The sequence below is a fragment of the Phyllobacterium pellucidum genome (assembly GCF_013327855.1).
In the GTDB taxonomy this organism is placed as follows: domain Bacteria; phylum Pseudomonadota; class Alphaproteobacteria; order Rhizobiales; family Rhizobiaceae; genus Phyllobacterium; species Phyllobacterium pellucidum.
In genome coordinates, this window is record NZ_JABUMX010000002.1 from 863,840 (window position 1) to 890,756 (window position 26,917).

Annotated in this window: 24 protein-coding genes; 7 read left to right on the forward strand and 17 right to left on the reverse strand. The window is 59.0% G+C overall.

Annotated elements, in window-relative coordinates:
* Position 1: 1 nt before the first annotated feature.
* The 4 genes from HQ945_RS12215 to putA form a co-directional block, all read right to left on the reverse strand.
* Positions 2–910 (reverse strand): cation diffusion facilitator family transporter, encoded by a 909-nt coding sequence (locus HQ945_RS12215; protein WP_027233464.1) that lies wholly within the window; start codon positions 908–910, stop codon positions 2–4.
* Positions 911–941: 31 nt separating this feature from the next.
* Positions 942–3,125 carry an anthranilate synthase gene (locus HQ945_RS12220; protein WP_174208118.1) on the reverse strand — a complete coding sequence of 728 codons (2,184 nt, stop codon included), beginning with the start codon at positions 3,123–3,125 and terminating at the stop codon, positions 942–944.
* Positions 3,126–3,356: 231 nt separating this feature from the next.
* Positions 3,357–5,036 (reverse strand): formate--tetrahydrofolate ligase, encoded by a 1,680-nt coding sequence (locus HQ945_RS12225; protein WP_113280819.1) that lies wholly within the window; start codon positions 5,034–5,036, stop codon positions 3,357–3,359.
* A gap of 99 nt (positions 5,037–5,135) precedes the next feature.
* Positions 5,136–8,228, reverse strand: coding sequence for a bifunctional proline dehydrogenase/L-glutamate gamma-semialdehyde dehydrogenase PutA (gene putA, locus HQ945_RS12230; protein ID WP_113280921.1), 3,093 nt, complete (start codon positions 8,226–8,228; stop codon positions 5,136–5,138).
* A gap of 109 nt (positions 8,229–8,337) precedes the next feature.
* On the opposite strand from putA, the gene HQ945_RS12235 reads away from it, so the two are divergent.
* Positions 8,338–8,799, forward strand: a complete 462-nt coding sequence (locus tag HQ945_RS12235) for an Lrp/AsnC ligand binding domain-containing protein (protein ID WP_027233468.1) — start codon at positions 8,338–8,340, stop codon at positions 8,797–8,799.
* A 339-nt stretch (positions 8,800–9,138) separates the two neighbouring features.
* Here HQ945_RS12235 and HQ945_RS12240 read toward each other — a convergent pair whose 3' ends face one another.
* The 5 genes from HQ945_RS12240 to HQ945_RS12260 form a co-directional block, all read right to left on the reverse strand.
* Entirely contained in the window at positions 9,139–10,260 is a 1,122-nt protein-coding gene (locus HQ945_RS12240; protein WP_027233469.1) for a DUF2333 family protein, read from the reverse strand.
* Between the two features lie 146 nt (positions 10,261–10,406).
* Positions 10,407–11,690: a DUF6638 family protein gene (locus HQ945_RS12245; protein WP_113280820.1), complete on the reverse strand. Its 1,284-nt coding sequence runs from the start codon at positions 11,688–11,690 to the stop codon at positions 10,407–10,409.
* A 76-nt stretch (positions 11,691–11,766) separates the two neighbouring features.
* Positions 11,767–13,677, reverse strand: coding sequence for an AAA family ATPase (locus tag HQ945_RS12250; protein WP_113280821.1), 1,911 nt, complete (start codon positions 13,675–13,677; stop codon positions 11,767–11,769).
* Between the two features lie 47 nt (positions 13,678–13,724).
* Positions 13,725–14,876 carry a hypothetical protein gene (locus HQ945_RS12255; protein WP_113280822.1) on the reverse strand — a complete coding sequence of 384 codons (1,152 nt, stop codon included), beginning with the start codon at positions 14,874–14,876 and terminating at the stop codon, positions 13,725–13,727.
* Positions 14,877–14,879: 3 nt separating this feature from the next.
* Positions 14,880–15,968, reverse strand: coding sequence for a coiled-coil domain-containing protein (locus tag HQ945_RS12260; RefSeq protein ID WP_113280823.1), 1,089 nt, complete (start codon positions 15,966–15,968; stop codon positions 14,880–14,882).
* Between the two features lie 184 nt (positions 15,969–16,152).
* Between HQ945_RS12260 and HQ945_RS12265 the strand changes: the two genes are divergently transcribed.
* Entirely contained in the window at positions 16,153–16,536 is a 384-nt protein-coding gene (locus HQ945_RS12265) for a winged helix-turn-helix domain-containing protein (RefSeq protein ID WP_091944205.1), read from the forward strand.
* Here HQ945_RS12265 and modC read toward each other — a convergent pair.
* The 3 genes from modC to modA form a co-directional block, all read right to left on the reverse strand.
* The gene (gene modC / locus HQ945_RS12270) at positions 16,530–17,606 is read right to left on the reverse strand and encodes a molybdenum ABC transporter ATP-binding protein (protein WP_113280824.1); all 1,077 of its coding nucleotides are present in this window, start codon (positions 17,604–17,606) and stop codon (positions 16,530–16,532) included. The genes HQ945_RS12265 and modC overlap by 7 nt on opposite strands.
* Entirely contained in the window at positions 17,603–18,304 is a 702-nt protein-coding gene (gene modB / locus HQ945_RS12275) for a molybdate ABC transporter permease subunit (RefSeq protein ID WP_091923883.1), read from the reverse strand. The genes modC and modB overlap by 4 nt, the downstream gene beginning before the upstream one ends.
* Positions 18,305–18,370: 66 nt before the next feature.
* Positions 18,371–19,165 carry a molybdate ABC transporter substrate-binding protein gene (gene modA, locus HQ945_RS12280; protein WP_113280825.1) on the reverse strand — a complete coding sequence of 265 codons (795 nt, stop codon included), beginning with the start codon at positions 19,163–19,165 and terminating at the stop codon, positions 18,371–18,373.
* Between the two features lie 112 nt (positions 19,166–19,277).
* Here modA and HQ945_RS12285 point away from each other — a divergent pair, with 112 nt between their 5' ends.
* Both HQ945_RS12285 and tsaA read left to right on the forward strand, forming a co-directional pair.
* The gene (locus HQ945_RS12285) at positions 19,278–20,297 is read left to right on the forward strand and encodes an ABC transporter substrate-binding protein (RefSeq protein WP_113280922.1); all 1,020 of its coding nucleotides are present in this window, start codon (positions 19,278–19,280) and stop codon (positions 20,295–20,297) included.
* 9 nt (positions 20,298–20,306) lie between these two features.
* Positions 20,307–20,831 carry a tRNA (N6-threonylcarbamoyladenosine(37)-N6)-methyltransferase TrmO gene (gene tsaA, locus HQ945_RS12290; RefSeq protein WP_113280826.1) on the forward strand — a complete coding sequence of 175 codons (525 nt, stop codon included), beginning with the start codon at positions 20,307–20,309 and terminating at the stop codon, positions 20,829–20,831.
* A gap of 6 nt (positions 20,832–20,837) precedes the next feature.
* Here the strand turns inward: tsaA and HQ945_RS12295 are convergent, their stop codons facing one another.
* Together HQ945_RS12295 and HQ945_RS12300 are read right to left on the reverse strand one after the other, a co-directional pair.
* Positions 20,838–21,044 carry a TOBE domain-containing protein gene (locus HQ945_RS12295; RefSeq protein ID WP_027233480.1) on the reverse strand — a complete coding sequence of 69 codons (207 nt, stop codon included), beginning with the start codon at positions 21,042–21,044 and terminating at the stop codon, positions 20,838–20,840.
* An 81-nt stretch (positions 21,045–21,125) separates the two neighbouring features.
* Positions 21,126–21,728, reverse strand: a complete 603-nt coding sequence (locus HQ945_RS12300; protein WP_113280827.1) for a thymidine kinase — start codon at positions 21,726–21,728, stop codon at positions 21,126–21,128.
* Positions 21,729–21,917: 189 nt separating this feature from the next.
* Between HQ945_RS12300 and HQ945_RS12305 the strand changes: the two genes are divergently transcribed.
* From HQ945_RS12305 to choV, 3 genes are all read left to right on the forward strand, one after another.
* Positions 21,918–22,859, forward strand: a complete 942-nt coding sequence (locus HQ945_RS12305) for a choline ABC transporter substrate-binding protein (protein ID WP_113280828.1) — start codon at positions 21,918–21,920, stop codon at positions 22,857–22,859.
* Positions 22,860–22,973: 114 nt separating this feature from the next.
* The gene (gene choW, locus HQ945_RS12310) at positions 22,974–23,816 is read left to right on the forward strand and encodes a choline ABC transporter permease subunit (protein ID WP_027233483.1); all 843 of its coding nucleotides are present in this window, start codon (positions 22,974–22,976) and stop codon (positions 23,814–23,816) included.
* Positions 23,813–24,856, forward strand: a complete 1,044-nt coding sequence (gene choV, locus HQ945_RS12315) for a choline ABC transporter ATP-binding protein (RefSeq protein ID WP_174208119.1) — start codon at positions 23,813–23,815, stop codon at positions 24,854–24,856. The genes choW and choV overlap by 4 nt, the downstream gene beginning before the upstream one ends.
* A gap of 3 nt (positions 24,857–24,859) precedes the next feature.
* On the opposite strand, the gene HQ945_RS12320 is transcribed toward choV, so the two are convergent.
* From HQ945_RS12320 to HQ945_RS12330, 3 genes are all read right to left on the reverse strand, one after another.
* Positions 24,860–25,126, reverse strand: coding sequence for a hypothetical protein (locus HQ945_RS12320; RefSeq protein WP_027233485.1), 267 nt, complete (start codon positions 25,124–25,126; stop codon positions 24,860–24,862).
* 105 nt (positions 25,127–25,231) lie between these two features.
* Positions 25,232–26,065 carry a dipeptide ABC transporter ATP-binding protein gene (locus tag HQ945_RS12325; protein WP_027233486.1) on the reverse strand — a complete coding sequence of 278 codons (834 nt, stop codon included), beginning with the start codon at positions 26,063–26,065 and terminating at the stop codon, positions 25,232–25,234.
* Entirely contained in the window at positions 26,062–26,916 is an 855-nt protein-coding gene (locus HQ945_RS12330; protein ID WP_051615418.1) for an ABC transporter ATP-binding protein, read from the reverse strand. Before HQ945_RS12330 ends, HQ945_RS12325 begins: the two co-directional genes overlap by 4 nt.
* Between the last annotated feature and the right edge of the window lies 1 nt (position 26,917).

The window sequence follows — 26,917 nt, forward strand, 5'->3', positions numbered from 1 at the left end:
ATCAGGCAAAGGGAACGGCGGCCGTTCCGATTGGCAGCTTGGCTTCGTCCTCGGGTTCAACATGAATGACGACGCTGGCCTCGGGGATTTGTTCCATCAGGGCATTCTCGATCCGGTCGCAGATCACGTGGGCGTCGCCGACGCTCATCTTGGCATCGACCACGAGATGAAACTCGATGAACGTTACCCGGCCGGCAACGCGGGTCTTCAGGTCGTGTACTTCGAGTGCGCCGCCGGCATTGGCAGAAATGACGTCGCGGATCTGGATCGTCTCTTCGGTCGCAACACCCATATCCATAAGCCCCTGCACCGAATTGCCGATGACATTCCAGCCTTGAAACAGGATATTGACAGCAACGATTACGGCAAGGAGCGGGTCGAGGATCGTCCAGCCGGTAAGAACTGCACCCACCAGGCCAGCGAAAACACCGACCGACGTGACGACGTCGGTCATCAGATGCTTGCCATCGGCAAGGAGCGCCGGCGACTTCGCGATACGTCCGCGATTGATGAGAACGGTCGCCCAAATGGCGTTGATGGCAGACGCGCCGCCGTTGATGGCAAGACCGAGCCACGGCTGGTCGAGCGTCTTCGGCGTCTGCCATGCGAACCAGACCTCGCGCAGGATCAAGAGTGCAGCCACGATGATCAGTGCGCCTTCGAGCACAGCCGAGAAATACTCGGCCTTGTGATGACCGTAAGGGTGATTCCGGTCGGCAGGGATATGGCTGACGCGGATCGCCCACCAGGCCGCCAGGGCCGCAACGACGTTTACGATCGATTCGAGCGCATCGGAATAAAGCGCGACAGAGCCGGTCACGTGGTAAGCGACGTACTTCAACGCCAGCACAGTGCAGCCGATGATGATCGACCAGAACGCCAGTCGCTGAACTGTAGTTTCTTGGCTCATGCTCAAGCTGCTCGTTGCTTCGCTGCCCGTATCAGGCAGCGCGTTCCTTGGCGCGTCGCGGCAGATGCGCCACGACATTCTCGATCATGCGCATACCAGCATTGTGGCCGAGTGTCATGATGGATTCGGGATGGAATTGCACCGCTGCAATGGGTTCGCTCTTGTGCTCGAACGCCATGATAACACCATCCTCCGTTTCCGCCGTGACGACGAATTCGTCCGGAAGCCGGACCGGATCGGCAAAGATCGAATGATAACGGCCGACCGTCACTTCCTTCGGAAGGCCCGAGAACACCTTGCCCGGCTTGGTAATGCGAATGCGCGAGGGCTTGCCATGCATCGGCACGTGCAACTGTCGCAACGTACCGCCATAGGCTTCTGCCAACGCCTGAAGGCCTAGGCAGACGCCGAAAATCGGCAGCTCACGTTTGCGCGCCTTCTTGATCGTCGCCTTGCAGTCGAAATCCTCCGGCGTGCCCGGTCCCGGCGAGAGCACGACGAGATCAGGCTTGATCCGGTCGAAAATCTCATCCGGAACCGGCGTTCGAACCGTGGTCACGGTTGCCCCGGTCTGGCGGAAATAATTCGCCAATGTGTGCACGAAGGAATCCTCGTGATCGACGAGCAGGATCTGCAGGCCCTCGCCCACGCGCGCCACGGCGCGCTCCTCGGCAAGAATGTTGGTCTTGTGCGCATCCCGCACCGCGGCGATCATTGCCGAGGCTTTGAGTTCGGTCTCGGCCTCCTCTTCCTCGGGAATGGAATCGAAAAGCAGGGTTGCGCCGGCGCGAACCTGCGCAATGCCATCCTTGATGCGAATGGTGCGCAGCGTCAGCCCCGTATTCATGTCGCCGTTGAAGCTGACCATGCCGATGGCCCCGCCATACCACGCGCGCGGGCTGCGCTCGTTTTCTTCGATAAAGCGCATTGCCCAGAGTTTTGGCGCTCCGGTAACAGTTACCGCCCAGGCATGCGAGAGGAACCCGTCGAACGCATCCATATCCTCGCGCAGACGACCCTCGATGTGGTCGACCGTATGAATGAGGCGGGAATACATCTCGATCTGGCGCCGGCCGATGACGCGGACCGACCCCGGCTCGCACACGCGGCTCTTGTCGTTGCGGTCGACGTCCGAACACATGGTCAGCTCGGACTCGTCCTTCTTCGAGTTGAGCAGCTTGATGATCTGCTCGGAATCGGCAATCGCGTCCTCGCCGCGCTTTATCGTACCCGATATCGGGCAGGTCTCGATGCGGCGACCAACGACGCGCACGAACATTTCGGGCGAAGCACCGACCAGATACTCGTTGTCGCCGAGGTTGATATAGAACGAATAGGGCGACGGGTTGATTGCCTTCAGACGCCGCGAAATGACCGACGGCGAGGTTTCGCAGCGTTCATAGAATGTCTGGCCCGGCACTACCTCGAAGAGGTCGCCGCGCTTGAAGCTCTCCTTGGCCTTTTTTACGAGTTCGGCATAGTCGCCCGGATTGTGATCGCCCCGGCCCGGTATCGTGGCGGTCGGCTTGAACGGCTTTGACTCGGTTTCGCGGGACAAGCCTTCGGTCGAAAGGTCGTCAAAGGCGTAGTCGTAACGATCGAGCCATGCCTTCGCCGCATGGTGGTCGACCACCAGAATCTCGTCCGGAAGATAAAGCACGAGGTCGCGCTGGTCGTCAGGCCGTTTCAGCTTGTACTGGACCGGATCGAACTGGAAGGCGAGATCATAGCCGAAAGCGCCGTAAAGCCCGAGGCTTGCGTCGTCCTCGGTAAAGAAGAGGCCGACGATGGCACGCAGCACCGTAAAGACTGACGGAATGCGCGAGCGCTCTTCCTCCGTGAAGTGACGGGTCGGCAGCGCTATCTCAAGCTCTATCTTTGTGGCACTCGTGGCAGCAACCGATACTTCTTCCAGTGCCGCAACGGTCTTGCCGATGGCAACGAGAAGGACCTCGCCGCGCTTGTTCAGCGCCTCGATGGTCATATGCCGGCCATTCGAGGTGATGACAACGGGCGGATCGACGATCGCTGTATCCCAACGTGTGTAGCGCCCGGGATACTCGTAGTTGGACGAAAACACCGCGCCGCGGCGCTCGTCCAGGGCATCCACGTAGCTATCGATGGCGCTGGCGTAGGCCGTGCCGATGCGCTGGCGCGAAATTGTTATGCCGCCTTTGGTGTCGAAGATTTCGACGTCGCCCTCAATTCTATGCATCTTGTTCTCCGTCTCGTTGCATTTGGCCTTGGGGGCTTCTGGCGATAAACAAAAAGGCCGCCCGGAAAACCCGTTGCGGCCCTGTTCCCTTTACGCATGCAAAAGGCTGTGCGGCCGCTAAGAGCGGAGCCACCACCAACCAGTGTTGTTAACGTGCGTATTCATGCGCTGATTGTTAGCGGCAGCCGAGGCTGCTTGCAACTGCAAAAACGCGAGGGCTTTCGCGGATTATCAGAAGAGCCCCTCGATCAATCCGTCTTCATTGAGATGGATACGTTCCGCGGAGGGCGATTTCGGCAATCCCGGCATGGTCATGATCTCACCGCAGATGGCGACGACGAAGCCGGCGCCGGCAGCAAGGCGGACCTCGCGCACATGCACCACGTGATTGACCGGCGCGCCCCTGAGATGGGGATTGGTCGAAAAGGAGTATTGGGTCTTGGCCATGCACACCGGCAGATTGCCATAGCCCGCATCTTCCCATTGCCGGAGTTGGTCGCGCACGCTCGAATCGGCATCGGCCTCGGCACCCCGGTAAATGCGTTTGACGATGGTTTCGATCTTGTCGAAGAGCGGGAGTTCATCCTCGTAGAGCGGAGAGAACTGCCCCGATCCGCTTTCTGCAAGTGCGACAACCTTGTGCGCGAGTTCCTCGATGCCGGCCGAGCCTTCGGCCCAGTGGCGGCAAAGCACAGCCTCGGCGCCGTGGGCGGCGACGAAGGCCTTCAGCGCATCGATTTCGCCTTGCGTATCGGCGGTGAAATGATTGATGGCGACAACGACGGGCACACCGAATTGCCTGACATTCTCCATATGCCGGCCGAGATTGGCACATCCCGCCTTGACGGCTGAGATGTTTTCCCGGCCGAGATCCTCGCGGGCAATGCCGCCATGCATTTTCATCGCCCGGACGGTTGCGACAATGACGGCGGCAGCAGGTTTCAAGCCGGCCTTGCGGCACTTGATATCAAAGAATTTCTCGGCCCCGAGATCGGCACCAAAACCGGCTTCGGTCACCACATAATCGGCAAGCTTCAAGGCCGTCGTCGTCGCGACCACTGAATTGCAGCCATGGGCGATATTGGCAAAGGGACCGCCATGCACGAAAGCGGGGTTGTTCTCCAGGGTCTGCACGAGGTTCGGCTGCATCGCGTCTTTCAGAAGCACGGCCATGGCTTTGTCCGCCTGGAGGTCGCGCGCATAGACCGGCGTCTTGTTGAAGCGATAGCCGATGATGATCTCACCGAGGCGCTGTTCGAGATCAGCAAGGTCGGTGGCGAGGCAGAGAATGGCCATGACCTCCGAGGCGACCGTGATATCGAAGCCGGACTCGCGCGGAAACCCGTTGGCGACACCGCCGAGCGACGTCGCAATGTCGCGCAAGGCGCGGTCGTTCATGTCCATCACCCGACGCCAGGTGATGCGGCGCGTATCGAGATTAAGCTCGTTGCCCCAATAGACATGATTGTCGATCATCGCCGCGAGGAGGTTATGCGCAGCGGTGATCGCATGGAAATCGCCGGTAAAGTGCAGGTTTATGTCTTCCATTGGAATGACCTGCGCATAGCCGCCGCCTGCCGCACCTCCCTTGGTGCCAAAACAAGGGCCGAGCGACGCTTCGCGGATACAGACGATCGCCTTCTTGCCGACGCGGTTCAAACCGTCGCCGAGCCCGACTGTCGTCGTGGTCTTGCCCTCGCCTGCGGGTGTCGGACTGACGGCCGTTACAAGAATGAGCTTGCCATTCCTGTCCCCCCGCTTGGAGCGAATGAATTCTGCTGAAAGCTTGGCCTTGTCATAGCCGTAGGGAGCGAGGTGCTCGGGTGGAATGCCGATCTTCGCACCGATTTCCACGACCGGCTTTTTTGCCGCGTGACGGGCAATCTCAATATCGGATTTGACGACAGTCATCGCATTCCCCCCATATTGCTATTCATCAAATAGCATTCCGGGAAGAAAATGGGGATAGTCCGATCGTACTATCCCCATTGGCATCGATTTTGCCGCTGCCTATTCGCCCATGGCGATCAGGCTGGCATTGCCGCCGGCCGCGGCAGTATTGACGGAAACGACCTGCTCAAGCGCAAAACGTCCGAGATAGGCGGGCCCGCCAGCCTTTGGCCCGGTACCGGAGAGACCCGACCCGCCGAAGGGCTGCGTACCGACGACGGCGCCGATCGTATTGCGATTCACGTAGACGTTGCCGACGTCGAGCCGATCCACGACCTTGTTCACGGTGGACTCGATGCGGGTGTGCAAGCCGAAGGTTAGGCCATAGCCGGTCGACGCAATCTGGTCGAGCACCCTGTCGAGGTCCTTGGCCTTCCAGCGCACGACGTGGAGCACAGGTCCGAAAACCTCGCGCTCCAGCACTTCCGGCCGATCGAGCTCGACAATATGCGGCGCAAAGAACAGCCCGTCATTCGGGGCTTCGCCGGCATAATGCACCTTCTGGCTCTTGCGCATGGCCGCTATGTGATCGCGCAGCATCTTGCGCTGGTCGTCATCGATAATCGGCCCGATATCCGTCGAAGGCAAAGACGGATCGCCAACGGTAAGCTCCTTGGCTGCGCCCTCGATCATCTCAAGCATATTGTCGGCGATGTCCTCCTGGAGATAGAGGATGCGCAGTGCGGAACAACGCTGGCCGGCCGACCGGAAAGCCGACATCACCACATCGTCCGTTACCTGCTCCGACAGGGCCGTGGCGTCGACGATCATGGCATTAAGCCCGCCGGTCTCGGCGATGAGCGGAACGATCGGCCCCTTCTTGGCGGCAAGGGCACGGTTGATTGCCCAGGCCGTATCGGTCGAACCCGTAAACGCAACGCCGGCAATCTCGGCATGCGAGGTCAAGGCCGCGCCGACCGAGCCATCGCCCGGCACATAGAGCACGGCGTCCTTCGGCACGCCGGCTTCGTGCAGGATGCGAACTGCCTCGTAGGCGATCAGCGGCGTCTGCTCGGCAGGCTTGGCAATGACACTATTGCCCGCGGCCAGCGCTGCGGTTACCTGACCGAGGAAGATCGCCAGCGGGAAATTCCACGGGCTGATGCAGACGAACGCCCCCCGGCCGCGATGACGAAGCTTGTTGTCTTCGCCGGTGGGTCCCGGCATGACCTTGTCGGCACCGAATTGCCGGCGCGCCTCGGCGGCATAGTAGCGGCAGAAATCCACTGCCTCGCGAATTTCGGCAATGCCGTCATCGATTGTCTTGCCTGCCTCGCGCGAAAGCAGATCGAGCAGGTGATCCCGGTTGTCCTCAAGCAGGTCGCCGGCCCGCTCCAGCATTTTCGCACGCGCATCGACAGCAACGCGCGACCAAGCGGAAAAACCCTTGCGCGCAACCGTAACAGCTTTTCCAGCCTCTTCTGCGGTGGCAAACACGACCGAGCCGACCTTCGCGCCGTTGACCGGCGAGATCACATCCTGCGCCTTGCCCCAAGGCTTCAACCCATCGATGAGCGGAACGGCGTTGACAGAGCGCGACGCCTTGGCGATACCGCCGAGAAGCGCCGCAAGTTCCGTGCGCACGCCAAGTTCGACGCCGGCCGAATTGGCGCGCTTGCCATAGATTTTCGGCGGCAACGGAATGTTGGGATGCCGGTAGCCCTTGCCGTCATTGAGCTTCTCTGCGGGACGGACGAGGAGATCGGCAATCGGAATGTCATTGTCGCCGACGACCGAAACGAAGGAAGAGTTGGCACCATTCTCGAGGAGCCGGCGCACAAGATAGGCAAGGAGATCACGATAGCCACCAACCGGCGCGTAGATCCGGCAGGCGATCTTGTCGCCCTTTTCGGTTATCTGCTTGTAAAGGCTTTCACCCATTCCGTGCAGGCGCTGGAACTCGAAACCGGTCTTGTCGTCACCGGCCATTTCCAGAATCATCGCGACCGTCAGTGCATTATGGGTAGCAAATTGCGGGAAGAGCCGCGGTCGCGCGGCCAGCATCCGCTTGGCGCAGGCAAGATAAGACGCATCTGTCGCCGGCTTGCGCGTAAACACAGGGTAGTCGGCGAGCCCGCGTTCCTGCGCACGCTTGACCTCCGTATCCCAATAGGCGCCCTTGACCAGGCGCACCATCATCTTGCGGCCGTGCCGGGCCGCTAGGCGGTCTACATGCTCGATAACGTCGAGCGCCCGCTTCTGGTAGGCCTGGATGGCGAGCCCGAATCCGTCCCAGCCTGCGAGAGAGGGATCCCCGAAAACCCGGTCTATCACATCGAGCGAAAGTTCGAGCCGGTCAGCTTCTTCGGCGTCGACAGTGAAATTCAGATCGTAGGACTTCGCCTTTTGCGCCAGCGCCAACAGGTCAGGCACGAGCTCAGCCATGACCTGGTCGTGATGTGTGGCGAGGTAGCGCGGGTGCAGCGCGGAAAGCTTGACCGAGATGCCCATGCGGTCGGGAAGCTTCTTGTTGCCTGTCGCGCGGCCGATGGCGTCGATCGCATCGGCATATGACTTGAAATAGCCGCGTGCGTCTTTCCGGGTGCGCGCGCCCTCGCCCAGCATGTCGAACGAGTGGCGGTAGCCCTTCGCCTCGTTGGTGCTAGCGCGTTTGAGGGCATCCTTGATGGTCTCGCCGAGAACGAAGTGGTGGCCGAGATAGCGCATCGCCTGCTTGGTTGCGGTACGAACAGTCGGCAGGCCGATGCGCTTGACCAGCGATGAGATAACGCCTTCCGGCGTCTCGCCCGGCTTGATGACCTTGGCGGAGAGACCCAGCGCCCACGCGGAAGCCGAGACAAACCAGGTGTCGCCGCTCGGCTCGTGTTCCGACCAATGGCCCTGCTTGAGCTTGTCCTCGATCAGCTTGTCCTGCGTCGCAGCGTCTGGAACCCTCAGCAGCGCTTCGGCGAGCACCATCAATGCCAGCCCCTCGCGGGTCGACAGGCCGTATTCGCGCAGGAAATCCTCGACGCCGCCAATGCCGCGCGCTTCCTTGCGGATAGTGGCGATGTATCTGCTGGCGCGTGCGTCGATACGGCGGTTAACATCCTCCGGCAGCGCAATCGTCTTCAGAAGGCTGGCGACGAGTTCCTGGTCGTCGACCGCGTAGGGCGCGGAAAAATCATCGGTTGTGGGCATTTGAACGGTCATCACGGTCCCCTTATTGATTTTTCCCATATAATCTATTCTACTTGGTCATTCTCACCAATGAGTGACACATATTTGATGAAAAAGACCAAAAAAGAGGTATAATTTAGTGATGAAGAATCTGGATAGCCTGGATCGCAGGATCTTGCGCGAGTTGCAGAAGGACGGCCGCCTTTCCAACACTGAACTTTCCGAGCGTATCAGCCTTTCGCAAACGGCCACAACCGAACGGGTAAAGCGCCTGACTCGCGATGGCTATATCCTTGGCTATACGGCAAAATTGTCGCCCAAAAAGCTCGACCGCGCAATGCTGGTCTTTGTCGAAATCAAGCTCGACCGCACGACGCCGGACGTATTTGCTACCTTTGCCGCAGCCACGCGCCGCAACCCCGATGTAATGGAGTGCCATATGGTCGCCGGCGGCTTCGATTACTTGATCAAGGCCCGCGTCGCCGACATGGAGCACTACCGGCGGTTTCTGTCCGATGCCCTTCTTTCCTTGCCTGGAGTGCGCGAAACGCACACCTACGCGGTCATGGAAGAGGTGAAGGAATCGTCGGCCTTGCCAGTCTGACCCCTCAACTGCCTACCTCACGACGCACAACCGTGCATGCGTGGTGAACGCGGACGATTTGCTCCATGACTTGAGAGTTGAAGGCAGAAGCACCCGCGCCGGGCCAGCGGCGTATCGGACAGGATAGGCTTTTCCGACTGAGGCAACAGCCTTGCCATCAAACTTGGAGGTGTATGCTCATGCGGAGTTTGCCGTTTAGCATCACCCTGGTCGTGAAAAGGATCCGGAATCGCTGGCAAGTGACCATCCGGATCCAATTCAACTAACCAGGAAAGAGGGTGGGCGAAAAGCTCGCCGTCACTCCAGCATCAAATATAGCAATTTACCAAGCCAAGTCCACTACTGCTGCAGCACCTGCTTTATGTCGATAAGGTTTGAGCGCACTCGCAGGATGTAGAAACCCATCGTCGTCAGATGGTTCGGCAACAGCCAGCCGCCCTCGCTGCCATTGGCGATGATCCACGGCTTGATGTTGAGCGCCGAACGCAATTGTCCGTCCATGCCGTCCCAGAGAGGTGCCAGATGCTTTTCCTGCAGAACCTGGTTGAAGTCGACCTGTGCGGCGTTCATGAGACCGTAATAGGCATAGAGCTGCCCGTAGGCGAACCAGAAGCGGTCGTCGGCGCGGAAATCAAACCAGCCGTAATTATTGTTTTCGGATCTGTCCTTGAGAATGGCGGAAGTTCCGCCGATGTCGTTGGCGATGCGGTCGATGAACTGGATGAGATTGTCGGCGCGCGCATCGAAGATGGCGTTGCAACTCTCAAGCTTGGCGTTGAACGTGCGCAAGTCGCGCACGGCCGAGCGATAATAGCTCGGCGTCGGCGTCTTGGGACCGAATGGATTGAGGCCGAAATACCAGGAATCTTCCGCAAACTGCAGGTTGCCGCGGGCCTTCTGCAGGTCTGCATCGATCTGCGACGTGCCGCGGATACGACCGAGCGTATCGACGAGTTCGACCGCGGTACGCCGCACCGCATTGTTGATGCCGCGCTGGAACGACGCCTTGTTGTCCATGAAGGGCGTGTCGTCCCAATCCTTGCCGAAAAAGCCGAGCTTATAGAGCAGCATGGATGATATCCATCCATTCTGGTTCACGTTGAAGTCGGTCAGATCGGCCGTCACTTCGACGATTGCCGAACGTGCGCATGTCTTTGCGCCGGTTGCAGCCGCCTGCGCTATCGGCTCGCCCGCGGGGACGTTGCGGCTCTTGAAATCATAGACATTGACGTAGTCGGGATTGAAATTGGTCCAGACCTGCGTGTTGTAGAAGAAATAGCCGTAGAGACCCAACCAGACCAGGACCAGAACGCCAAGCACAGCCTTTAGAATGAGGCCGCGCTGACCATACCATTTGCCGATCCAGATGAAGGGCCAGAGTATAAGACCGATCAGAAAACCGATCCCACGCCCGATATAATAAAACAAACGGCTGAAAAAATTGATCACGGGCTCGAGCATCCTGTTTCCTCGTTACTGTTCAAGTCCATAGAGCCGTTTGTCCAGCCCCTCAGGCTTCTCACATAGGCGGTTTTGAAGGTGCGGACAATGTTGCGTTGCGAATTAACACCGTTGCCATGAGGCAGGTGATCGTCTCATTTACAAAACTACGACAACCCGTACATCTTCTTTCGCAACCCTTCCTTGTCCTTGAGATACTTCGCCTTGAGTATGTCGACGACGTGCTCCTGATAGGCCGGGTTCCACGTTTGGTAGTCGGCATAGAACCCGGGCTTGTTAAAGACATAGCGGGCGAGGAAATCAAAGGGGACGAAATCGCTGATCAACTGATTGACGAGCCAGGCGTCGGCGTGGCGCGGTGCGGCACGTACGACGAGGAACCGTCGCTTCGGCTCGATCTCCGCCATGTTGAGCTGGCCGGTCTGGCTGATCTCGCGCTTGGCGGCATTGAGGAACGGCCAGATGCCGTCATGATTGATTGAAGCGGCATTGGCGTGGATCCAGGTCTGCAGCCAGATATGGTCGATGTTGCGCAAGTCGCGGTCGGGTTCCAGCGTCTGGATGAGATGGCGGATGACCATCTCACCGCGATTTTCGAGGTATCCGGACTGTTCGATCCAGGATGCGCGCGGCAATTCAAGACGTGAGGACGTTGCGAGAAACTGGAAAACCGCTTCGGCATCCCGGATCGAGATATAGTTCACTTGCCAAGGGCGCGAACGGCGAAAGCCGGGTGCCGAGGGATCGCCGATGACGGTCGTAGTGTTGTCATCGACGAAGACATATGTGCCGCCGAAATGGCTGGTCCAATAGGCACGGTGGCGGAAGATCACCTTGTCGGGCACGAGCGAGTTCTCGCGTATGTCTCCAGTGACCTTGGCAAGCGATACCATGCGCGTGATCATGGCATCGTCGCGCCATGCGTCCGGCTCGTTCTGCAGCCGGTCGACGAGCAGCCGCAGTTCCGCTGCCTGGCCCATGACATTTTCGGCCGAAAGCACCCGGAATTCCACCTGATTGATCGAAAGCAAATCCTCGATATCGTTGACCACCGACACCGAGTCTTCGATCTCCCCGTAGATGACGTCCTTTATCGTCAGCGCATTGATGGCGCGGGCATTGTTCGAAAAGAACTCATACATCAACTGCGATGTGTTGGAGAACTGGGTGTGGACGACTGGAAGGTCGGCCTGCGCCGGCGTAAGGATGATGAAGCGGCGATTGACGCCGTTCGGATCGAGATAGGACGGGTCCTTCAGTTCAGCGGCAATTTCCGGCGAGAACCCGGTGCGGTCGATATTGAAGGCACTGAGCTGCGTTGCGGCAAAACCAAAGGCTGCGAGCGCGCGATTGTAGCGTTCGATCAGATGCGGATGGTCTACGTTAAGCAGGCGGCCATAGATCAGTTCGTTTTCGTAGAGCAGATCCACCGATCATACCCCCCTGCGCTGCCGGGCATCTTCCCCACAAGTGGGGTGATCGGCTTTGCCTGAAAGCGACGCGAGACTAAACATCCCACTGTCCTTTCGCCTTCAAGGTCTCGACTTCGCGCACCGCTCGCTCCCGCAGCCTCGCGTCGCGGACCATTTTTTCCACGGCAGCATCATCGGACTTGTCGGCGTAGCGGAACTCGGAATCCGCATAGCGGTTGGTTTCCTGCAGCACCATTTCCATCGTGAACGGCTTACGCAATTCCTCGATCATCGCTTTCTTCTCGTCATAACCCTTGTGCATGAAGGTTTCGGGTTTCTCGAACCATTCGTCAGGTAACTCGACATCCATCGCCCGCATCTTGATGGCATCGGTGACATTCTTGATGGCGCGGCCGGTAAAGCGCGGTTCGCGCTCCTTGATCATATGAAGGTAAGTGCCGATATCGGCGAGGGTCTCCGGCGCACCGTTTTCGGCAATGAAGCGGTCATATACAGAGCGAAGCCCGTCCTCCTGTGGCTCCGAAAGTTGATCATAGGCGGTCTCGACAGCGCGTTCGATCTGCTGTGCCTCAAAGAGCTTGTGGTCGCCTAGCGGAATCTTATGATTCTTGCCGGCGAGCAGCGCAAAAATGTCGATATAGTCGTCGCGGGATTGTGGGCCGTCCACCAGCCACCGGGCACCTGCCCGCTGGCGCAGCGCATCGTCGACATTCTCGGGGTAGTTGGAAAACATACCGAACGCGCAATTGCCCCGCACAACGGTCGAGGCGCCGGAAAATGCCTCCATCAAAACACCGGTGATTTCGTGCTGGCCGGACGAGGCGCGATCATCGGAGCGCTTTGCCGCCACCTGGTCGATATCATCGATCGTCCCGAAGCCGATGGCGCGCGGGTTGAGCACATTGGTGACGAACTGCTTGCAGTTCTGCCCCGACTTGCCCTGATAGGACGAAATCTGGTCGACGCCGAAATTCTCATAATGGAAGGGATAGTCCGCGACCTGGCAGTAATCGTTGACGAGGCCGGCAATCATCTGGATGAGCGTCGTCTTGCCCGTACCCGGCGCGCCGTCGCCGATAAAAGTGAAGAGAAATCCGCCAAGCTCGACAAAGGGATTGAGCTGCCGGTCGAAATCATAGGCCATCAGCATTTTTGACAGTTTCAGCGCCTGGAACTTGGCGATGTGATTGCCGACGACTTCATCGGGTTTCTTGAAAGTCATTGTCAGCGGCGTGCGCTTCTTCGATGGCGCAACGTCGAAACCGTCGAGCGTGAAATCATCGGTGTCCAGCCGCAAATGTGTGTCTTCGAAATTGCCCAGGCCATCGAAGCGCGCCTTGCGACGCAGCAGTCCTTCGATCGACTGCGCCGCGAACGCCTTCGCTCGCGAGAGCATGGCCTGTTCGTCACTGGCGCCAGAGATCGTCCTGTCGAGCCCGGCAATTACCGATTTCAGCGCATCCTGCGCCGTATCGAAATTGAAATCGGGTTCGGTAATATCGCTGACGGGTTCCGCATCGGATTCGACAAACTGCGCAAGGTAGGCCGACAGTGCAAATGCCGCTACGTAAGCTGCAGCCGACAAAAGCCGCTTGAAGCGGCTCGCCTCCTCGCCCTGCAGTGGTGCTGACGCATTGCGGGCACCAAGGCTCTCAAGATCGCTCTGACGCCCGAAGATATCGGCAACCGCAAGCGCGACGGCGACACCTCGGCGGGCGCGAAACAGCAATGTATGCTGCGCGATCGACAGCATCGGGTCGTCGGGTCGAACGGACTGGATCGACTTTGCCAATTCCACTTCGCGCGTCTTCCGCAGACCACCGGTCGAAATGGTAGGAACGAAACGTCGGCCCGTTCCGGCGATTTCGGTGCCGGCTTTGCCCTCGCCAGTCTCAAGAGAGACAAAACGCGTCACCATAGCCTGCGCCACCGCCAGATGCCGGGCAATGTCCTGTTCGCTGATGGTCGTCAGACCGATATCCATGGCCGTCTCCTCAAATGCGGCATCGCCTGCCGGCAAAATCCGGGCATCTAGATGCCGCTTATCACCTGGCCGTTGGACAGGATATGCGTCTGGAACCCCGTGAAGATGCGCGATGCTTCGCCGGACGCATAAAGCGCCTGATATGCTTCGTGCGGCACCAGCGCATGCTGTTCATAATGGCTGACGCCCTGGCGCGTGGCTTCCAGATCGTCGGTATTGATGTGGAATTCCTCGCGCGCCGGTTCCGACGACCAGAGCCCGCGTTTGCCCGGCTTCTCGGCAACCGAAAATACCTCCTGCAATGTCCAGGTGAGGAGCCACGCGTCTTCCGGGCGGCGCACACTGCCCAGCACATCGGCAACCTTCTGATTGTGCTCGGTAATACCGGCCGTATAAAACGGGCCGAGCACGAAACGGCGCAACTGCTTGGGGTGAAGCTCAGGAAAGTCCTGATCGAGGCTGGTCGCAATCGTCACCGGCGAAAGCGAATAGGCGGAATTCCTGGCCGCGAAATCATCGAAGCGGCGCGCAAGGACCGGATTAAGCAGGCCGCCGACAGGAAGCGGAATTTTCACAGCAGGATTGAGCTTGCCGTCCTTTCCGACCAGCGCCTCGACCATATCCTCTGAGGAATCCTCGATCACAGCCATATAGACGAGCGGCAGGTTTGAAGCACCGTCGAAGGCGCCCCAATGCACGACATAGAACGGTCGCATCGTCTTCGGATTGACGGAAACACGGATGGTTTCCGGCAAAAGGAAGGGTGAGAAAACTTCGCCCCTTTCGACGGTCTCAAGATAAACGCGCTCCGCCATCGAACGCTGTAGGTCGTGGGGAAAGTCGCGACTGCGCAGAATGAAATCGGCCATTTCACTTCGCAGCGCCTCGGCCGGTGGTATTGCCGCAAGCCTTGCCTTGGCGTCCTTCTTGTCATTCTCAAGTTCAAGAACGTTCTGAAACACCGGAAACCCGCTATCTGCGCGCGATATGCGGAACCGTTCGGCAAAGCCGAGCCGGTTGCGCCAGCAGTCGAACGAAGCGCTCAGCCGCTGCAGGTATTGCGCGACGGTCTGGGCCACCAGGTCATGCTTGTAGAGCGGGGAATCCTGCTGGTTCAAGAATATGCCGAGCCCGTCCAGCGCAGAGCGAATGGCGCCAAAATAGCGCTCGGCCGCCCCGATGTCCGCTTTATCGTCCATAGACTAGCTCTTCACGTAGTCAGCGGTGTTGTGCTTCTTGAGTACTTCAGAGAACCGGCGCGAGAATGCGTCGTCGGCGAGCTTCTTGCGCCGCTGTATGTCCTGCGAACTCACCATGTTCTTTTCATGCATTTCGAGAAGGTCGCCAATGTGCTTTTGTGCAGCGGCCCCCACACCGGCCATCGTCTCTTCGGCCGCCGTGTCGACCTTGCTGCCGAGTGTATTGATCTTGTGCGCAACATCCTGCTGTGCCGCCGTCTTCAATGAGTCCTCGAGCGCCTTGTAAAGGACGATGCGCTGTTCGGTATCGATCGACAACTTGTTGATGAGTGTGCTTTGCGCGGCGATCTGATTGTTGAGCGAATCGACGAAGGTCTGGAACATTGAGGTATAGCGCTCCAGGGTCTGGCTTTCGGCGAGCAGTTCCTGCTCCTTCGCCTGACGCTCATTGTACTCGGTCGCAAGCTTTGAGCGCTCGCCTTCGAGCGCGGCCCGTGCGCCCTGATCCGTTGACGCCGCGATGCGGTTTTCGATGTCGAGCAGTTGCGGGTTCAGTTCCTCGATTCGCTTCTGCGTGGCTTCGAGATTTGCGATCGTCGTCTTGCGCCGTTCGATGACGGAGGCGAGGCTTGTCTCCGACGTCTTGTAACGCTGGTCGAGCACACCCTTCTGCTCCTTCAGGATACCGACGATGCGATCGGACTTGGAAAGAAGCTCCTGCAGGTTGCCAGCAAGCGACATATTGCGGACGCGGTCGGAACGCATGCGCTGCATCTTCTGTTTGGAGAATACGCCGATGAATTTTTCCCAGCCGGAATAGCCCTTCATGCTCTCGAATTCGGAGCCGAAGACGTTGGTGGCATCCTCAAGACCAATGATGAGTTCAGCGATATTGCCTTCCATCACCTTCTGCTGCCGCAGCACATCATCGATGCGGGCATTCTCGATATCGAAGTCGGATGCGCCGATCTTTTCATCTGCCTTGGCGAACTTGTCGAGAACGACGCTCGACTGGTCGATCTTGGTCCGCATGTCGTTGACCATGGACCGCGTCTTTTCGATTTCAGCATCGAAATTCTGCAAACTCGCCATTAGAATATTTCCTTTGTTTCCCAATAATAATTTCCGCCTCGAGCAGCGAATATAGACACGCCACACTGTGAATAAAACCCTACCAATGTACGACGACGCACAAGTAATCTATCACACTGGTGTTCTGGCCATGCGCCTTGCTATAGAACGGCGGGCATAGCGGCATGGGCGCGGTAGCAATCAAATGGGTTCGACTTCCAAAACGACGCTGAAAACGGTGTTCCGCATCGACTTTCCGAATAAGGACCGGCTCGGTCGCGGGAAGATGCAATTGCTCGAGCGCATTGCCGCCACTGGTTCGATCTCGGCTGCTGGCCGGTCGATGGATATGTCCTACAGGCGGGCCTGGCTGCTGGTCAGCGAAATGAACAAAATGTTCGCGGCGCCGGTTGTCGATTCGCAGCGAGGCGGCAAGCAAGGCGGCGGCGCGGTCGTCACCGCCTTCGGCGAAGAGCTTCTCAAGCATTTCCATGCCATGGAGGCGAAAATCGCTGCGGCAATTGCCGAGGACATCGATTGGCTGGACGCCAACCGCAGCAAGACGACGACGCCGCCGGACGATCAGTAGGGCTCCAGCGCCACTGTCTTGATGATGGCGTAGACGGGAAGCCCCAGCTTCAAACCGAGCCTCTCGCAGGATAGCTGCGTGATGCGCGCGAGGATCGGCGCACCATCGCATTCAATGCGGATGTCAGCGGAGCCGGCTGCATCGAGGCTGATCGCTTCGACGGTCCCCTCGATGATGTTCAGCGCACTCAGATGCTCCGGCCGCATGGTCGACAGCATGACATCCTTGGCGAGGATATGAACGCGGACAGATCGGCCTTCGGCAATCTCCGTACCCGAAACATAGAGGCGGGAAGAATTGAACCCGATGGTGGCAAGCCGGTGAACAGCGTCGTACGTTATAACCCTGCCCTCGACAACCGCGCCGGCTTCGCGCTTTGAGGCTGCGACCGAGACGGAGGTTGCGTTGAGAATGTCTGTCGCGGCGCCCGCCATGGCGACCTTGCCCTCGCTCAGCGCGATCACCCTGTCGGCAAGCCGCGCCACTTCCGCGACCGAATGGCTGACATAGATGATCGGGATATTCATCTCGTCACGCAGCGCTTCGAGATAGGGCAGGATCTCGGCTTTGCGGGTGTCGTCCAGCGCGGCAAGCGGCTCATCCATCAAGAGCAGGCGCGGCGACGACAAAAGCGCCCTGCCGACGGCGACGCGCTGCTTTTCACCGCCCGACAGCTTTCCGGGCCGACGGTCGAGAAGTCCGCCAATGCCAAGGAGGTCGACGATCTTCGCAAGATTGTCCGCTCGATCCTGCTTCGGCGTGAACCAGCGTCCGTAATTGAGGTTCTGCAGCACCGAAAGGTGCGGAAACAGCCTCCCTTCCTGGAACACCGTCGCGAAGCGGCGCTTGTGCTTCGGCACGAAGATGCCACGTTGCGTATCGAGCAGAACATCGCCATCGAAAACGATCCTGCCCTCGGTGGGACGCGCCAAGCCCGCAATGATGCGGATCACCGAGGTCTTGCCTGACCCCGAGCGTCCGAACAGGGCAGTGACGCCGCTTTCCGAAACGAACGCCACGTCGAGATCGAAGGTGCCAAGCCGTTGCTTCGCCTCAAACTGCAGCCTCATTCGAATTCCACCCGGCGTCCGACGAGATATGCCATGAATTCCGATGCCATCAGCGCGGCCATGGATATGACGACGGAGATCATCGTCAGGCGGAATGCGGCGGCGTCGCCGCCCGGCACCTGTGTGAACGTATAGATCGCCGCAGAAAGCGTCTGCGTTTCGCCGGGGATATTGGAAACGAAGGTTATCGTCGCGCCGAACTCGCCCATCGCCTTGGCAAAGGAAAGGATCATGCCGGCAATAATTCCCGGCAGGATCAGCGGCAGCGTTACGGTGAGGAACACCCAGGCCGGGCTTGCGCCGAGGGTGGCCGCGGCATCCTCGAGGCGGCGGTCAACCGCCTCGACTGACAGGCGGATGCTGCGCACCATCAAGGGAAACCCCATCACGCCGCAGGCAAGCGCGGCGCCAGTCCAGCGAAAGGAAAGAACGATGCCGAGGTATTCGGCCAGGAATGCGCCGATCGGGCCACGCCTGCCGAACAAGATCAGGAGAATGAAGCCGGTAACGACCGGCGGCAGGATGAGCGGCAGATGGACGAGGCCGTTGAGGATCGATTTGCCCCAGAATTTTCCGCGGGCGAGCAGGATGCCGACGAAGATGCCGGGAATGAGGCTGGCAAGCATCGCAACTGAAGCAATTCGCAGCGTAAGATGGACCGCCGTCCACTCTTCATTGCTTAATGCAAACCAGTCCAATGCATGCCCCTCGCCCGTTCAAATTGCAGGACTATCCGAACGCAAGGTCTGGAAAGTCCGAGGATGTTACTTCAATACGGTAAATCCTTGCTTTTCAAAGAATGGCGTTGCCTTGTCAGATTTGATGTAGTCCAGCAGCGAGGCAGCATCCGGGTTCTTGCTTTCAGCGAGGAGGGCGATCGGGTAGATGATCGGCTTATGGCTGTCCTCGGGGAACGTGCCCACAATCTTCACTTCCTTGTCGGCGGCTGCATCGGTCTGGTAGACGATGCCGTAAGGCGCCTCGCCGCGCGATACGAGCAGGAGCGCGGCACGCACGCTTTCCGCGCCGGCAATCTTCTTTTCAACCGACGACCACACGCCAAGCGACTCAAGCGCCTCCTTGCCGTATTTGCCAGCCGGGACGGAATCGACCGCCCCCATTGCAAGGCGGCCATCGCCAAGAAGCTTTGCAAGATCAAAGCCTTTCTTGATTTCAACGGGTTCCGCCTTGTCCTTGCCAGCGACGAGGACGATGCGGTTGCCCAGAAGGTTCTTGCGCGTATCCGCCTTGATCAGGTTCTTCTTGGCGACATAATCCATCCAGTCGAGATCGGCCGAAACGAAGATATCGGCCGGCGCACCGGATTCGATCTGCTTGGCGAGCGCCGAACTCGCCGCATAGGAAATCGCCGTTTCCTTGCCGGACTCTTTCGTCCAGGCGGCGGCGATATCGTCAAGGGCGTTCTTCAGGCTTGCCGCAGCAAAAACCGTGACCTTCTCCTGCGCCTGTGCCGTTGCAACCGGCCCTGCTATGCCAAGCCACGCCGCCGCACATGCGGCCGCTGCCAATTTCAACCATTGCCGACGTTGAATGCCCATTTAACCCTCCAGTTCAGGCGTTCGAGATATTTTTCTGCATATATCGGTGGGCATCATATAGCCAGTGTTATATTTCTTGAAACATATTGCTCGGTGAATGGAGGATTGGCGCATGCAACGGATAGCGTTTTTGACATTGCTTTTCCTGAGCTTCGCGCTTGCGGCACGGGCAGAAACCTTCACCGACGCAGCGGGTCGAACCGTCGAACTTCCGGCGCGCGTCGAACGCATCATGGCGGCAGGCCCGCCCGCCTCGGTTCTCCTATATGTGCTGGCCCCGCAGAAGCTCGCAGGCTGGGTGCACGCCCCCTCGTCCGCGGAGGGCAAGCTCCTTCTCCCGGATGCCTCGAAATTGCCAGAACTGGGGCGGCTGACGGGCAAGGGGAATGCGATCCGCGCCGACATCGTGACGAAGGCCAAGCTGGATTTGATTATCGATGTGGGCGATGTCAGCGAGGAATATGCAGCTCTCGCATCGCGTAGCCAGAACGAGACCGGCGTGCCCTATATACTCCTCGATGGAAGCCTCGCAAAGACGCCCGAGGTTTTCGAGACGTTGGGGAAGGTCGTCGGAGAACCTGAACGCGGCACGGAACTTGCGCGATACGCCAGGATGACGCTGGACAAGGTTAACGCCGGTCTCGCCAAGATTCCCGCCGACCACCGTCCCCGGGTCTATTACGGGCGGGGCGCCGATGGAATGCAGACCGGGCTCGCCCGTTCCATCAATCTCGAGTTGCTCGACGCCCTCGGCGCGGTCAATGTTGCCGCCGAAAAGGGGCAAGGCGGGTTGACGAAAGTGACGCCGGAAGAGGTCGCCAAATGGAATCCCGACATTATCATTGCATCGGACCCGAAGTTCGCTGCCATGGCGCGATCCAACCCTGCCTGGAGCGGCATCAATGCGGTAAAAGGCGGCCGTGTCTTCGTCCAGCCGGCACTGCCCTTCGGCTGGTTCGACGGGCCGCCCGGCGTAAACCGCCTGATGGGCATAATCTGGCTGGAACAATTGCTCTATCCCGATGTATTCCCGACCGACCTGCGCAAGGAAGCGAAAGCGTTTTACAAGGCCTTCTATCAGGTCGATCTAAGTGACGCGCAATTTGACCGATTATTGCAGGATAAGCCCTAGGAGCGAAAAATGGTACGGGAGAATGAAATTCGCGCCAATGAAGTAGCGGTCAGAGCGCCCGAGCCGGCTGATGCCGCCCTCGCTTTCATCGGCCGGATCTCAACGCCGTGGACTTCTCGCCTTACATGTCCACGTCAGGGCCGCCACGATGGGCCGCTCTGCACTATCGAAGTGTTCGAGCCCTGGGCGGCCGGACTTGAAGGTGTTGCAGCGTTCGAGCGGCTCGAAATCCTCTACTGGCTCGACCGGTCGCGCCGCGATCTCGTCTTGCAAAGCCCTGGCAATAATGGCGTGGTTCACGGCACATTCTCATTGCGCTCGCCAGTCCGGCCGAATCCTATCGGCACGGCCATCGTCAAGCTCGAAGCTGTTAACGGGTCAATCCTGTCAGTGCGCGGGCTCGATTGCCTCGACGGCACGCCGCTTCTCGATATCAAGCCGGACAGGACGCTGTTCAAGCCGATTGCACCGCCACAGCCCGGCGATTTCGAAACCGATCCGGCCGCGACGGCACCCTATTGTCAGAAGCGGTAGAGAATTCTAGTCGATTGCGACCATCACGTCGGAGGCCTTGACCACTGCATAGGCATTGTCGCCGACCTTGAGGCCGAGTTCATCGACAGCCTCATTGGTGATCGAAGCCGTGACGACCGATCCACCAACGTCGATGCGGACATGGGCGGTCGTAGCGCCCTTGGTGACCTCTACGACCTTGCCTTTCAGACGGTTGCGTGCGCTGATTTTCATAAGTGCCCTCCGTTATTGCGCCTGCCGCGCTTGTTGAATGTGCGACCATACCTTGCCTTGCCGATACTGGCCATTGAACACTTAAAGAGCCTTGAAATCGCCCGGCGATACGCGCCCCGTCTCTTCCTCCCAATGCTTGCGGCACAGCGAAACATAAAGGGATTTCTCGATCGCCACCTGGTCGCCTTCGGTCAATGCATGACCCTCGGGATCGCGCCGGACGACCATCGTCGCCTTGGCGCCGCAATGGCAGATGGTGCGGATTTCACGCAGGCTGTCGGCGATGGCGAGGAGTTCCGACGAACCCGGAAACAGCTTGCCCTGAAAATCCGTGCGAAGCCCGAAGCACATGACCGGAATGTTGAGCCGGTCGGCAACGCGCGCGAGCTGCCATACCTGATCCTTTGTCAGGAATTGCGCTTCATCGACAAATACGCAGCTGATGGCACTAACCTTGTGCGCGACGGCAATTCGTTCGAACAACCTGTCGTTTTCGCGATAAAGCTCTGCAGCGGCGCTGACGCCGAGGCGCGACGTTATTTTTCCAATGCCGTTTTCGGCATAGTGCGCGGCGGTAAACAGCATCGTGCGCATGCCACGCTCTTGATAATTATAGGAAGCCTGCAGCAGCAGCGTCGATTTGCCGGCATTCATTGCCGAATAGCTGAAATAGAGTTTTGCCATGACCTGCTTTAACCGGAATGAGCGGTGGCATGCACCCCTCACACAAGCTTGTCCGCAACTTTTGTCGGATTTTTAACAACTGTCGCGATTTGACCGGATTTATGCGCGCCTATGCTTGAATGGCTGCCGATTTGGTGCTTGGTTCTTGCAAGTATCAACCGGGAGAAACCCGGAGAGGGAGAACTACCAATGAACGTACTATCCAAACTCACCGTTTCGCTGGCTCTTGTTTTGTCTGCTGGCACCGCGTTTGCCGCCGAGCCCGATTCCTGCAAGGCCGTTCGTTTCGCCGACGTCGGCTGGACCGACATTACCGCAACCACCGCAGCGACGAGCGAAGTGCTCAAGGCGCTTGGTTATTCCACGGACACGAAGGTTCTTTCCGTTCCTGTCACTTACGCCTCGCTCGGCAAGAAGGACATGGACGTCTTCCTCGGCAACTGGATGCCGACAATGGCTGCCGACATCAAGCCATACCTAGAAAACAAGACCGTCGAGGATCTGGGCCCGAATCTCACCGGCGCGAAATATACCCTCGCCGTGCCGCAATATCTCTATGACGAGGGTCTCAAGGATTTCAAGGACATCGCCAAGTTCAAGGACAAGCTGGGCGGCAAGATCTACGGCATCGAACCCGGCAATGACGGCAATCGCCTCATCCTCGGGATGATCTCCAAGGACCAGTTCGGATTGAAGGATTTCGAGCTCGCGGAATCGTCCGAGCAAGGCATGCTGGCGCAGGTTGCCAAGGACACGAAGGGCAAGAAGCCGATCGTCTTCCTTGGCTGGGAACCGCATCCCATGAATACGAACTTCAAGCTCGCCTATCTTTCCGGCGGCGATGACGTGTTCGGCCCGGACTTTGGCGGCGCCGTGGTCCACACCAACGTCCGCGCGGGCTATACGACCGAATGCCCGAATGTTGGCAAGCTGCTGACCAATCTCAAATTCAATCTTGAGATGGAAAACCAGATCATGGGCAAAATCCTCGACGATGGCGAGGATGCACCCAAGGCTGCATCGGAATGGCTCAAGGCCAATCCCACCGTTCTCGATACCTGGCTGGCTGGCGTTACCACCGTCGACGGCAAGGAAGGTCTGCCCGCCGTCAAGTCGGCTCTGGGACTCTAACAGGCGATCCCGACGGGGGAACGGCTGTAACAACGAAAAGAAGCTAGGCCGCCCGGCACATCCGCCGGACGGCTCCTTTCATCCATTCGTTTCGCGACAGAGGGATATTTCCGCTTGGACTGGTTAACGCAAGACAAGATTCCGGTTGGCAGGACTGCCAAGCAAATCGTCGATTGGCTGACGAACAATTTCGCCTGGTTCTTCGACGGTCTCGCGATCCTGATGCAGGGCTTCATCGACGCTCTCATGTTCGTCCTGAAATATCCGCATCCTCTCATCATGGTCGCGATCTTTTCGGCGATCGCCTATGCGCTGCGCCGCTCCATTGGCGTTACTATCCTGACTGCACTTGGCTTCCTCTTCATCCTCAACCAGGGCTACTGGCAGGAGACGATGGAGACCCTGACGCTCGTCCTTTCATCATGCATACTGTGCATGGGCATCGGCGTGCCGATCGGCATCATCGCAGCCCATCGCCCCAAATTCTATGCGGCGATCCGGCCGATCCTCGACCTCATGCAGACCTTGCCGACCTTCGTCTACCTCATTCCGGCCATCGTCTTCTTCGGCATCGGCATGGTACCAGGTCTGCTTGCGACCGCCATTTTCGTTCTCCCAGCGCCGATTCGCCTGACCCATCTCGGCGTCTCTTCGACGCCGACGCATCTGATCGAGGCTGGCGAAGCCTTCGGCGCCTCGTCGCGCCAACTCCTGTGGAAGATCGAACTGCCCTATGCCATGCCGCAGATACTGGCCGGCCTCACCCAGACGATCATGCTCTCGTTGTCGATGGTCGTCATTGCCGCGCTCGTCGGCGCCGATGGACTGGGCGTTCCGGTCGTCCGCGCGCTCAACTCGGTCAATACCGCGCTCGGCTTTGAAGCAGGGCTTGTCATCGTGGTCGTCGCCATCGTGCTTGACCGCATCTTCCGTCCCGGCAAGGAGGCAGGGGAATGACCGCGATTACGCTCGACAATGTCTGCATTATCTTCGGCAAGAAGACGGACGGTTCGCTCGCGCTTGCCGATAAGGGCAAGAGCCGTTCGGATATCCAGGCCGAGACCGGCCACGTGCTCGGCGTGCATAATTGCTCTATCACGATAGAGGAAGGTGAAATCGTCGTGCTCATGGGGTTATCCGGCTCCGGCAAATCCACGCTTCTGCGGGCGATCAACCGACTTAACCCGATCTCCCGCGGTTCCGTCGTCGTGCACAACAATGGCCGTTCCATCGATGTCGGCAAAGCCGACAAGGGTACGCTGCGGGATCTGCGCAAGCATCTCGTTTCAATGGTATTCCAGCAATTCGGCCTGCTCCCCTGGCGCACGGTCGAGGAAAATGTCGGCTTTGGCCTGGAGCTTTCCGGCGTTCCCAAGGAAGAGCGGGCCAAGGCCGTCCAGCAGCAGCTCGAACTGGTGAACCTCAAGGATTGGGCAAAGCGCAAGGTCGGCGAACTTTCCGGTGGCATGCAGCAGCGCGTCGGCCTCGCCCGTGCCCTCGCCACCGGCGCGCCTATCCTGCTCATGGATGAACCCTTCTCGGCGCTCGACCCGCTGATTCGCACGAGGCTCCAGGATGAGCTTTTGAGCCTGCAGGCGCGCCTGAAGAAGACCATCGTTTTTGTCAGCCACGACCTTGATGAGGCGATGAAAATCGGCAATCGCATTGCCATCATGGAGGGCGGCCGCATCATCCAGTGCGGCACGGCGCAGGACATCCTGCTCAACCCGGCAGATGACTATGTGGCGGATTTCGTCGCCAACATGAACCCGCTTGGGGTGCTGACGGCGGCGGATATTATGGTGCCGCTCGACCGGACCCGGCCGGCCAGCCGGCCTTTTGCCGCAACGGCGCGTCCGGAAACCCCGGTACGTGAAATAATGCAGGCTGTCGCCAAGAACAGCGGCGACGTCGGCGTCGTCGACAAGGGCACCATACTCGGTATGATTTCGGCCGACGACATCGTCCGCGGGCTGCTACGACACCAGAAGCACTAGCCTTTACTCGGCCTCGGATTGATCCTCGTCATCGCGGGATTTGCCGGCTGGCTGCCAGGATTGCGGCGAGACCTTTTTTTGCGTGTTGGAATCAGTAAAGATCCACCAACCGGCATCGGTCTCGTCCCACTGTCCCCCCGTCGCCTTCAGTCGCTCGAGCGAGCGATACTGGCCGATCGATTCGTTTTCCTGGCCATCTTCGTCGGTCCAGAAGACCGTGACCTTGCTTCCGTCCTTGGGCGCCGTGGAAATTGGCTGTTTGCCGGCCATGCGTATCGCTCCCTGCTTCATATGCGTTGTTAAGTCACCATGAAGCAGGCATCGAATGCAAGCGGTCACGCGCGTTTTCCGCAATGACGGCCCATACGCGGGAGATCAGGCGGCCGCTTTCTTCTTCTCGATACGGGCGCGAATGCTTTCGACATCGGCCTTCGGCGTCGCCGCAAACAGCGTCTTCGTATAGCTGTGCTGCGGGTTGGCGAAAACCTCGTCGCGCGTACCGTACTCGACGACCTCGCCGTAATACATCACCATCACCTCGTCGGCGATGTAGCGCACCACCGAAAGGTCATGGCTGATGAAGACGTAGGTGAGGTTGAACTCGTCCTGCAGGTCGGCGAGGAGATTGAGCACCTGCGCCTGCACAGAAAGGTCGAGCGCGGAGACGGGCTCATCGAGGACAAGCAGGCTCGGGCTCAGCATCAGCGCGCGGGCGATGGCAATGCGCTGGCGCTGTCCGCCGGAAAACATGTGCGGATAGCGGTTATAGTGCTCGGGGCCAAGACCGACCTTGATCAGCATCTGCATGGCAAGATCACGACGTTCCGCCGCCGTCTTCTTCGTGTTGAGGAGCAGCGGTTCGCCCAGCACCTCACCGATCTTCTGGCGCGGATTGAGCGAGCCATAGGGGTTCTGGAAAATGATCTGCACCTTGCGGCGCAGTTCGGGCGTCACGGTATCCTTGGCGATATTGATCGGCTTGCCTTCGATCAGAAGTTCGCCCGACGTCTGCGGATCGATCAGCGTCAGGATGCGCCCGAGCGTTGACTTGCCGCAACCGCTCTCGCCCACAATCGCGAGTGTCTTGCCGCGCTCGAGCGTGAAACTGACGCCCTTCACGGCCCGAACGGATTTGTCCTTGCCGAACAGGCCCCCGCCGACGTGATAGTCACGGATGATATTGCGGCCTTCGAGCACGATCTCGCTCATGGTGCCACTCCTGCATTGGCCGCTTCGTTCTTCATGAAATCCGCAACGGTCGACAACCGGTCGCCGGTGGCATTTTCCGGCAGGGCTGAAAGCAGCGCGCGCGTATAGGCATTCTTGGGCGATTCGAAGAGCGTCAGCACATCCGCCTCTTCCATCTTGCGCCCCTTATATTGAACGATGACGCGATCGGCGGTTTCCGCGACGACGCCCATGTCGTGGGTGATCATGATGAGCCCCATGCCGTGCTTGGCCTGCAGGCCGACGAGCAGATCGAGAATCTGCTTCTGGATGGTCACATCAAGCGCAGTCGTCGGCTCGTCGGCGATCAGGAGCTTGGGGTTGCAGGCGATTGCGATGGCAATCATCACGCGCTGGCACTGGCCGCCCGACATCTGGTGCGGGAACGAATTCAATCGTTCTTCCGGCGTTGGAATGCCGACCTGCTTGAGCAGTTCGATCGCACGCTGGCGGCGCGCCTTTCCATCCATTTTCATGTGGACGCGCAAGACTTCCTCAAGCTGGAAACCAACGGTAAAGCATGGATTAAGGCTGGCGACCGGTTCCTGGAAGATCATGGCGACGTCGCGCCCGACGATCTCGCGCCGTTGATTGGACGACATCGCGAGAAGATCGTGTCCGTCGAAGGTCATGCTGTCGGCGGTCACCGTAGCGGTCTTCGGAAGAAGCCCCATGACCGCGAGCATGGCCACCGACTTGCCCGAGCCGGATTCACCGACGATCGCGAGCACCTCGCGCGCATTAACATGCAGGTCGATGCCCTGTACCGCCATGAAGAGACCGCTGCTGGTATCGAAGCCGACCGACAGATTCTTGATTTCTAGAAGCGCCATG

What these genes read in the sequence shown, in the direction of transcription:
- HQ945_RS12255 (WP_113280822.1), bottom strand. Translation starts at nt 14,876, where the DNA reads ATGGACGATAAAGCGGACATCGGGGCGGCCGAGCGCTATTTTGGCGCC.
- HQ945_RS12260 (WP_113280823.1), bottom strand. Translation starts at nt 15,968, where the DNA reads ATGGCGAGTTTGCAGAATTTCGATGCTGAAATCGAAAAGACGCGGTCC.
- putA (WP_113280921.1), bottom strand. Translation starts at nt 8,228, where the DNA reads ATGACCGTTCAAATGCCCACAACCGATGATTTTTCCGCGCCCTACGCG.
- HQ945_RS12225 (WP_113280819.1), bottom strand. Translation starts at nt 5,036, where the DNA reads ATGACTGTCGTCAAATCCGATATTGAGATTGCCCGTCACGCGGCAAAA.
- HQ945_RS12330 (WP_051615418.1), bottom strand. Translation starts at nt 26,916, where the DNA reads ATGGCGCTTCTAGAAATCAAGAATCTGTCGGTCGGCTTCGATACCAGC.
- modC (WP_113280824.1), bottom strand. Translation starts at nt 17,606, where the DNA reads ATGAGGCTGCAGTTTGAGGCGAAGCAACGGCTTGGCACCTTCGATCTC.
- HQ945_RS12325 (WP_027233486.1), bottom strand. Translation starts at nt 26,065, where the DNA reads ATGAGCGAGATCGTGCTCGAAGGCCGCAATATCATCCGTGACTATCAC.
- HQ945_RS12220 (WP_174208118.1), bottom strand. Translation starts at nt 3,125, where the DNA reads ATGCATAGAATTGAGGGCGACGTCGAAATCTTCGACACCAAAGGCGGC.
- HQ945_RS12240 (WP_027233469.1), bottom strand. Translation starts at nt 10,260, where the DNA reads ATGCTCGAGCCCGTGATCAATTTTTTCAGCCGTTTGTTTTATTATATC.
- HQ945_RS12265 (WP_091944205.1), top strand. Translation starts at nt 16,153, where the DNA reads ATGGGTTCGACTTCCAAAACGACGCTGAAAACGGTGTTCCGCATCGAC.
- HQ945_RS12300 (WP_113280827.1), bottom strand. Translation starts at nt 21,728, where the DNA reads ATGGCAAAACTCTATTTCAGCTATTCGGCAATGAATGCCGGCAAATCG.
- HQ945_RS12215 (WP_027233464.1), bottom strand. Translation starts at nt 910, where the DNA reads ATGAGCCAAGAAACTACAGTTCAGCGACTGGCGTTCTGGTCGATCATC.
- HQ945_RS12320 (WP_027233485.1), bottom strand. Translation starts at nt 25,126, where the DNA reads ATGGCCGGCAAACAGCCAATTTCCACGGCGCCCAAGGACGGAAGCAAG.
- HQ945_RS12305 (WP_113280828.1), top strand. Translation starts at nt 21,918, where the DNA reads ATGAACGTACTATCCAAACTCACCGTTTCGCTGGCTCTTGTTTTGTCT.
- HQ945_RS12285 (WP_113280922.1), top strand. Translation starts at nt 19,278, where the DNA reads ATGCAACGGATAGCGTTTTTGACATTGCTTTTCCTGAGCTTCGCGCTT.
- HQ945_RS12250 (WP_113280821.1), bottom strand. Translation starts at nt 13,677, where the DNA reads ATGGATATCGGTCTGACGACCATCAGCGAACAGGACATTGCCCGGCAT.
- HQ945_RS12235 (WP_027233468.1), top strand. Translation starts at nt 8,338, where the DNA reads ATGAAGAATCTGGATAGCCTGGATCGCAGGATCTTGCGCGAGTTGCAG.
- modA (WP_113280825.1), bottom strand. Translation starts at nt 19,165, where the DNA reads ATGGGCATTCAACGTCGGCAATGGTTGAAATTGGCAGCGGCCGCATGT.
- tsaA (WP_113280826.1), top strand. Translation starts at nt 20,307, where the DNA reads ATGGTACGGGAGAATGAAATTCGCGCCAATGAAGTAGCGGTCAGAGCG.
- choV (WP_174208119.1), top strand. Translation starts at nt 23,813, where the DNA reads ATGACCGCGATTACGCTCGACAATGTCTGCATTATCTTCGGCAAGAAG.
- HQ945_RS12295 (WP_027233480.1), bottom strand. Translation starts at nt 21,044, where the DNA reads ATGAAAATCAGCGCACGCAACCGTCTGAAAGGCAAGGTCGTAGAGGTC.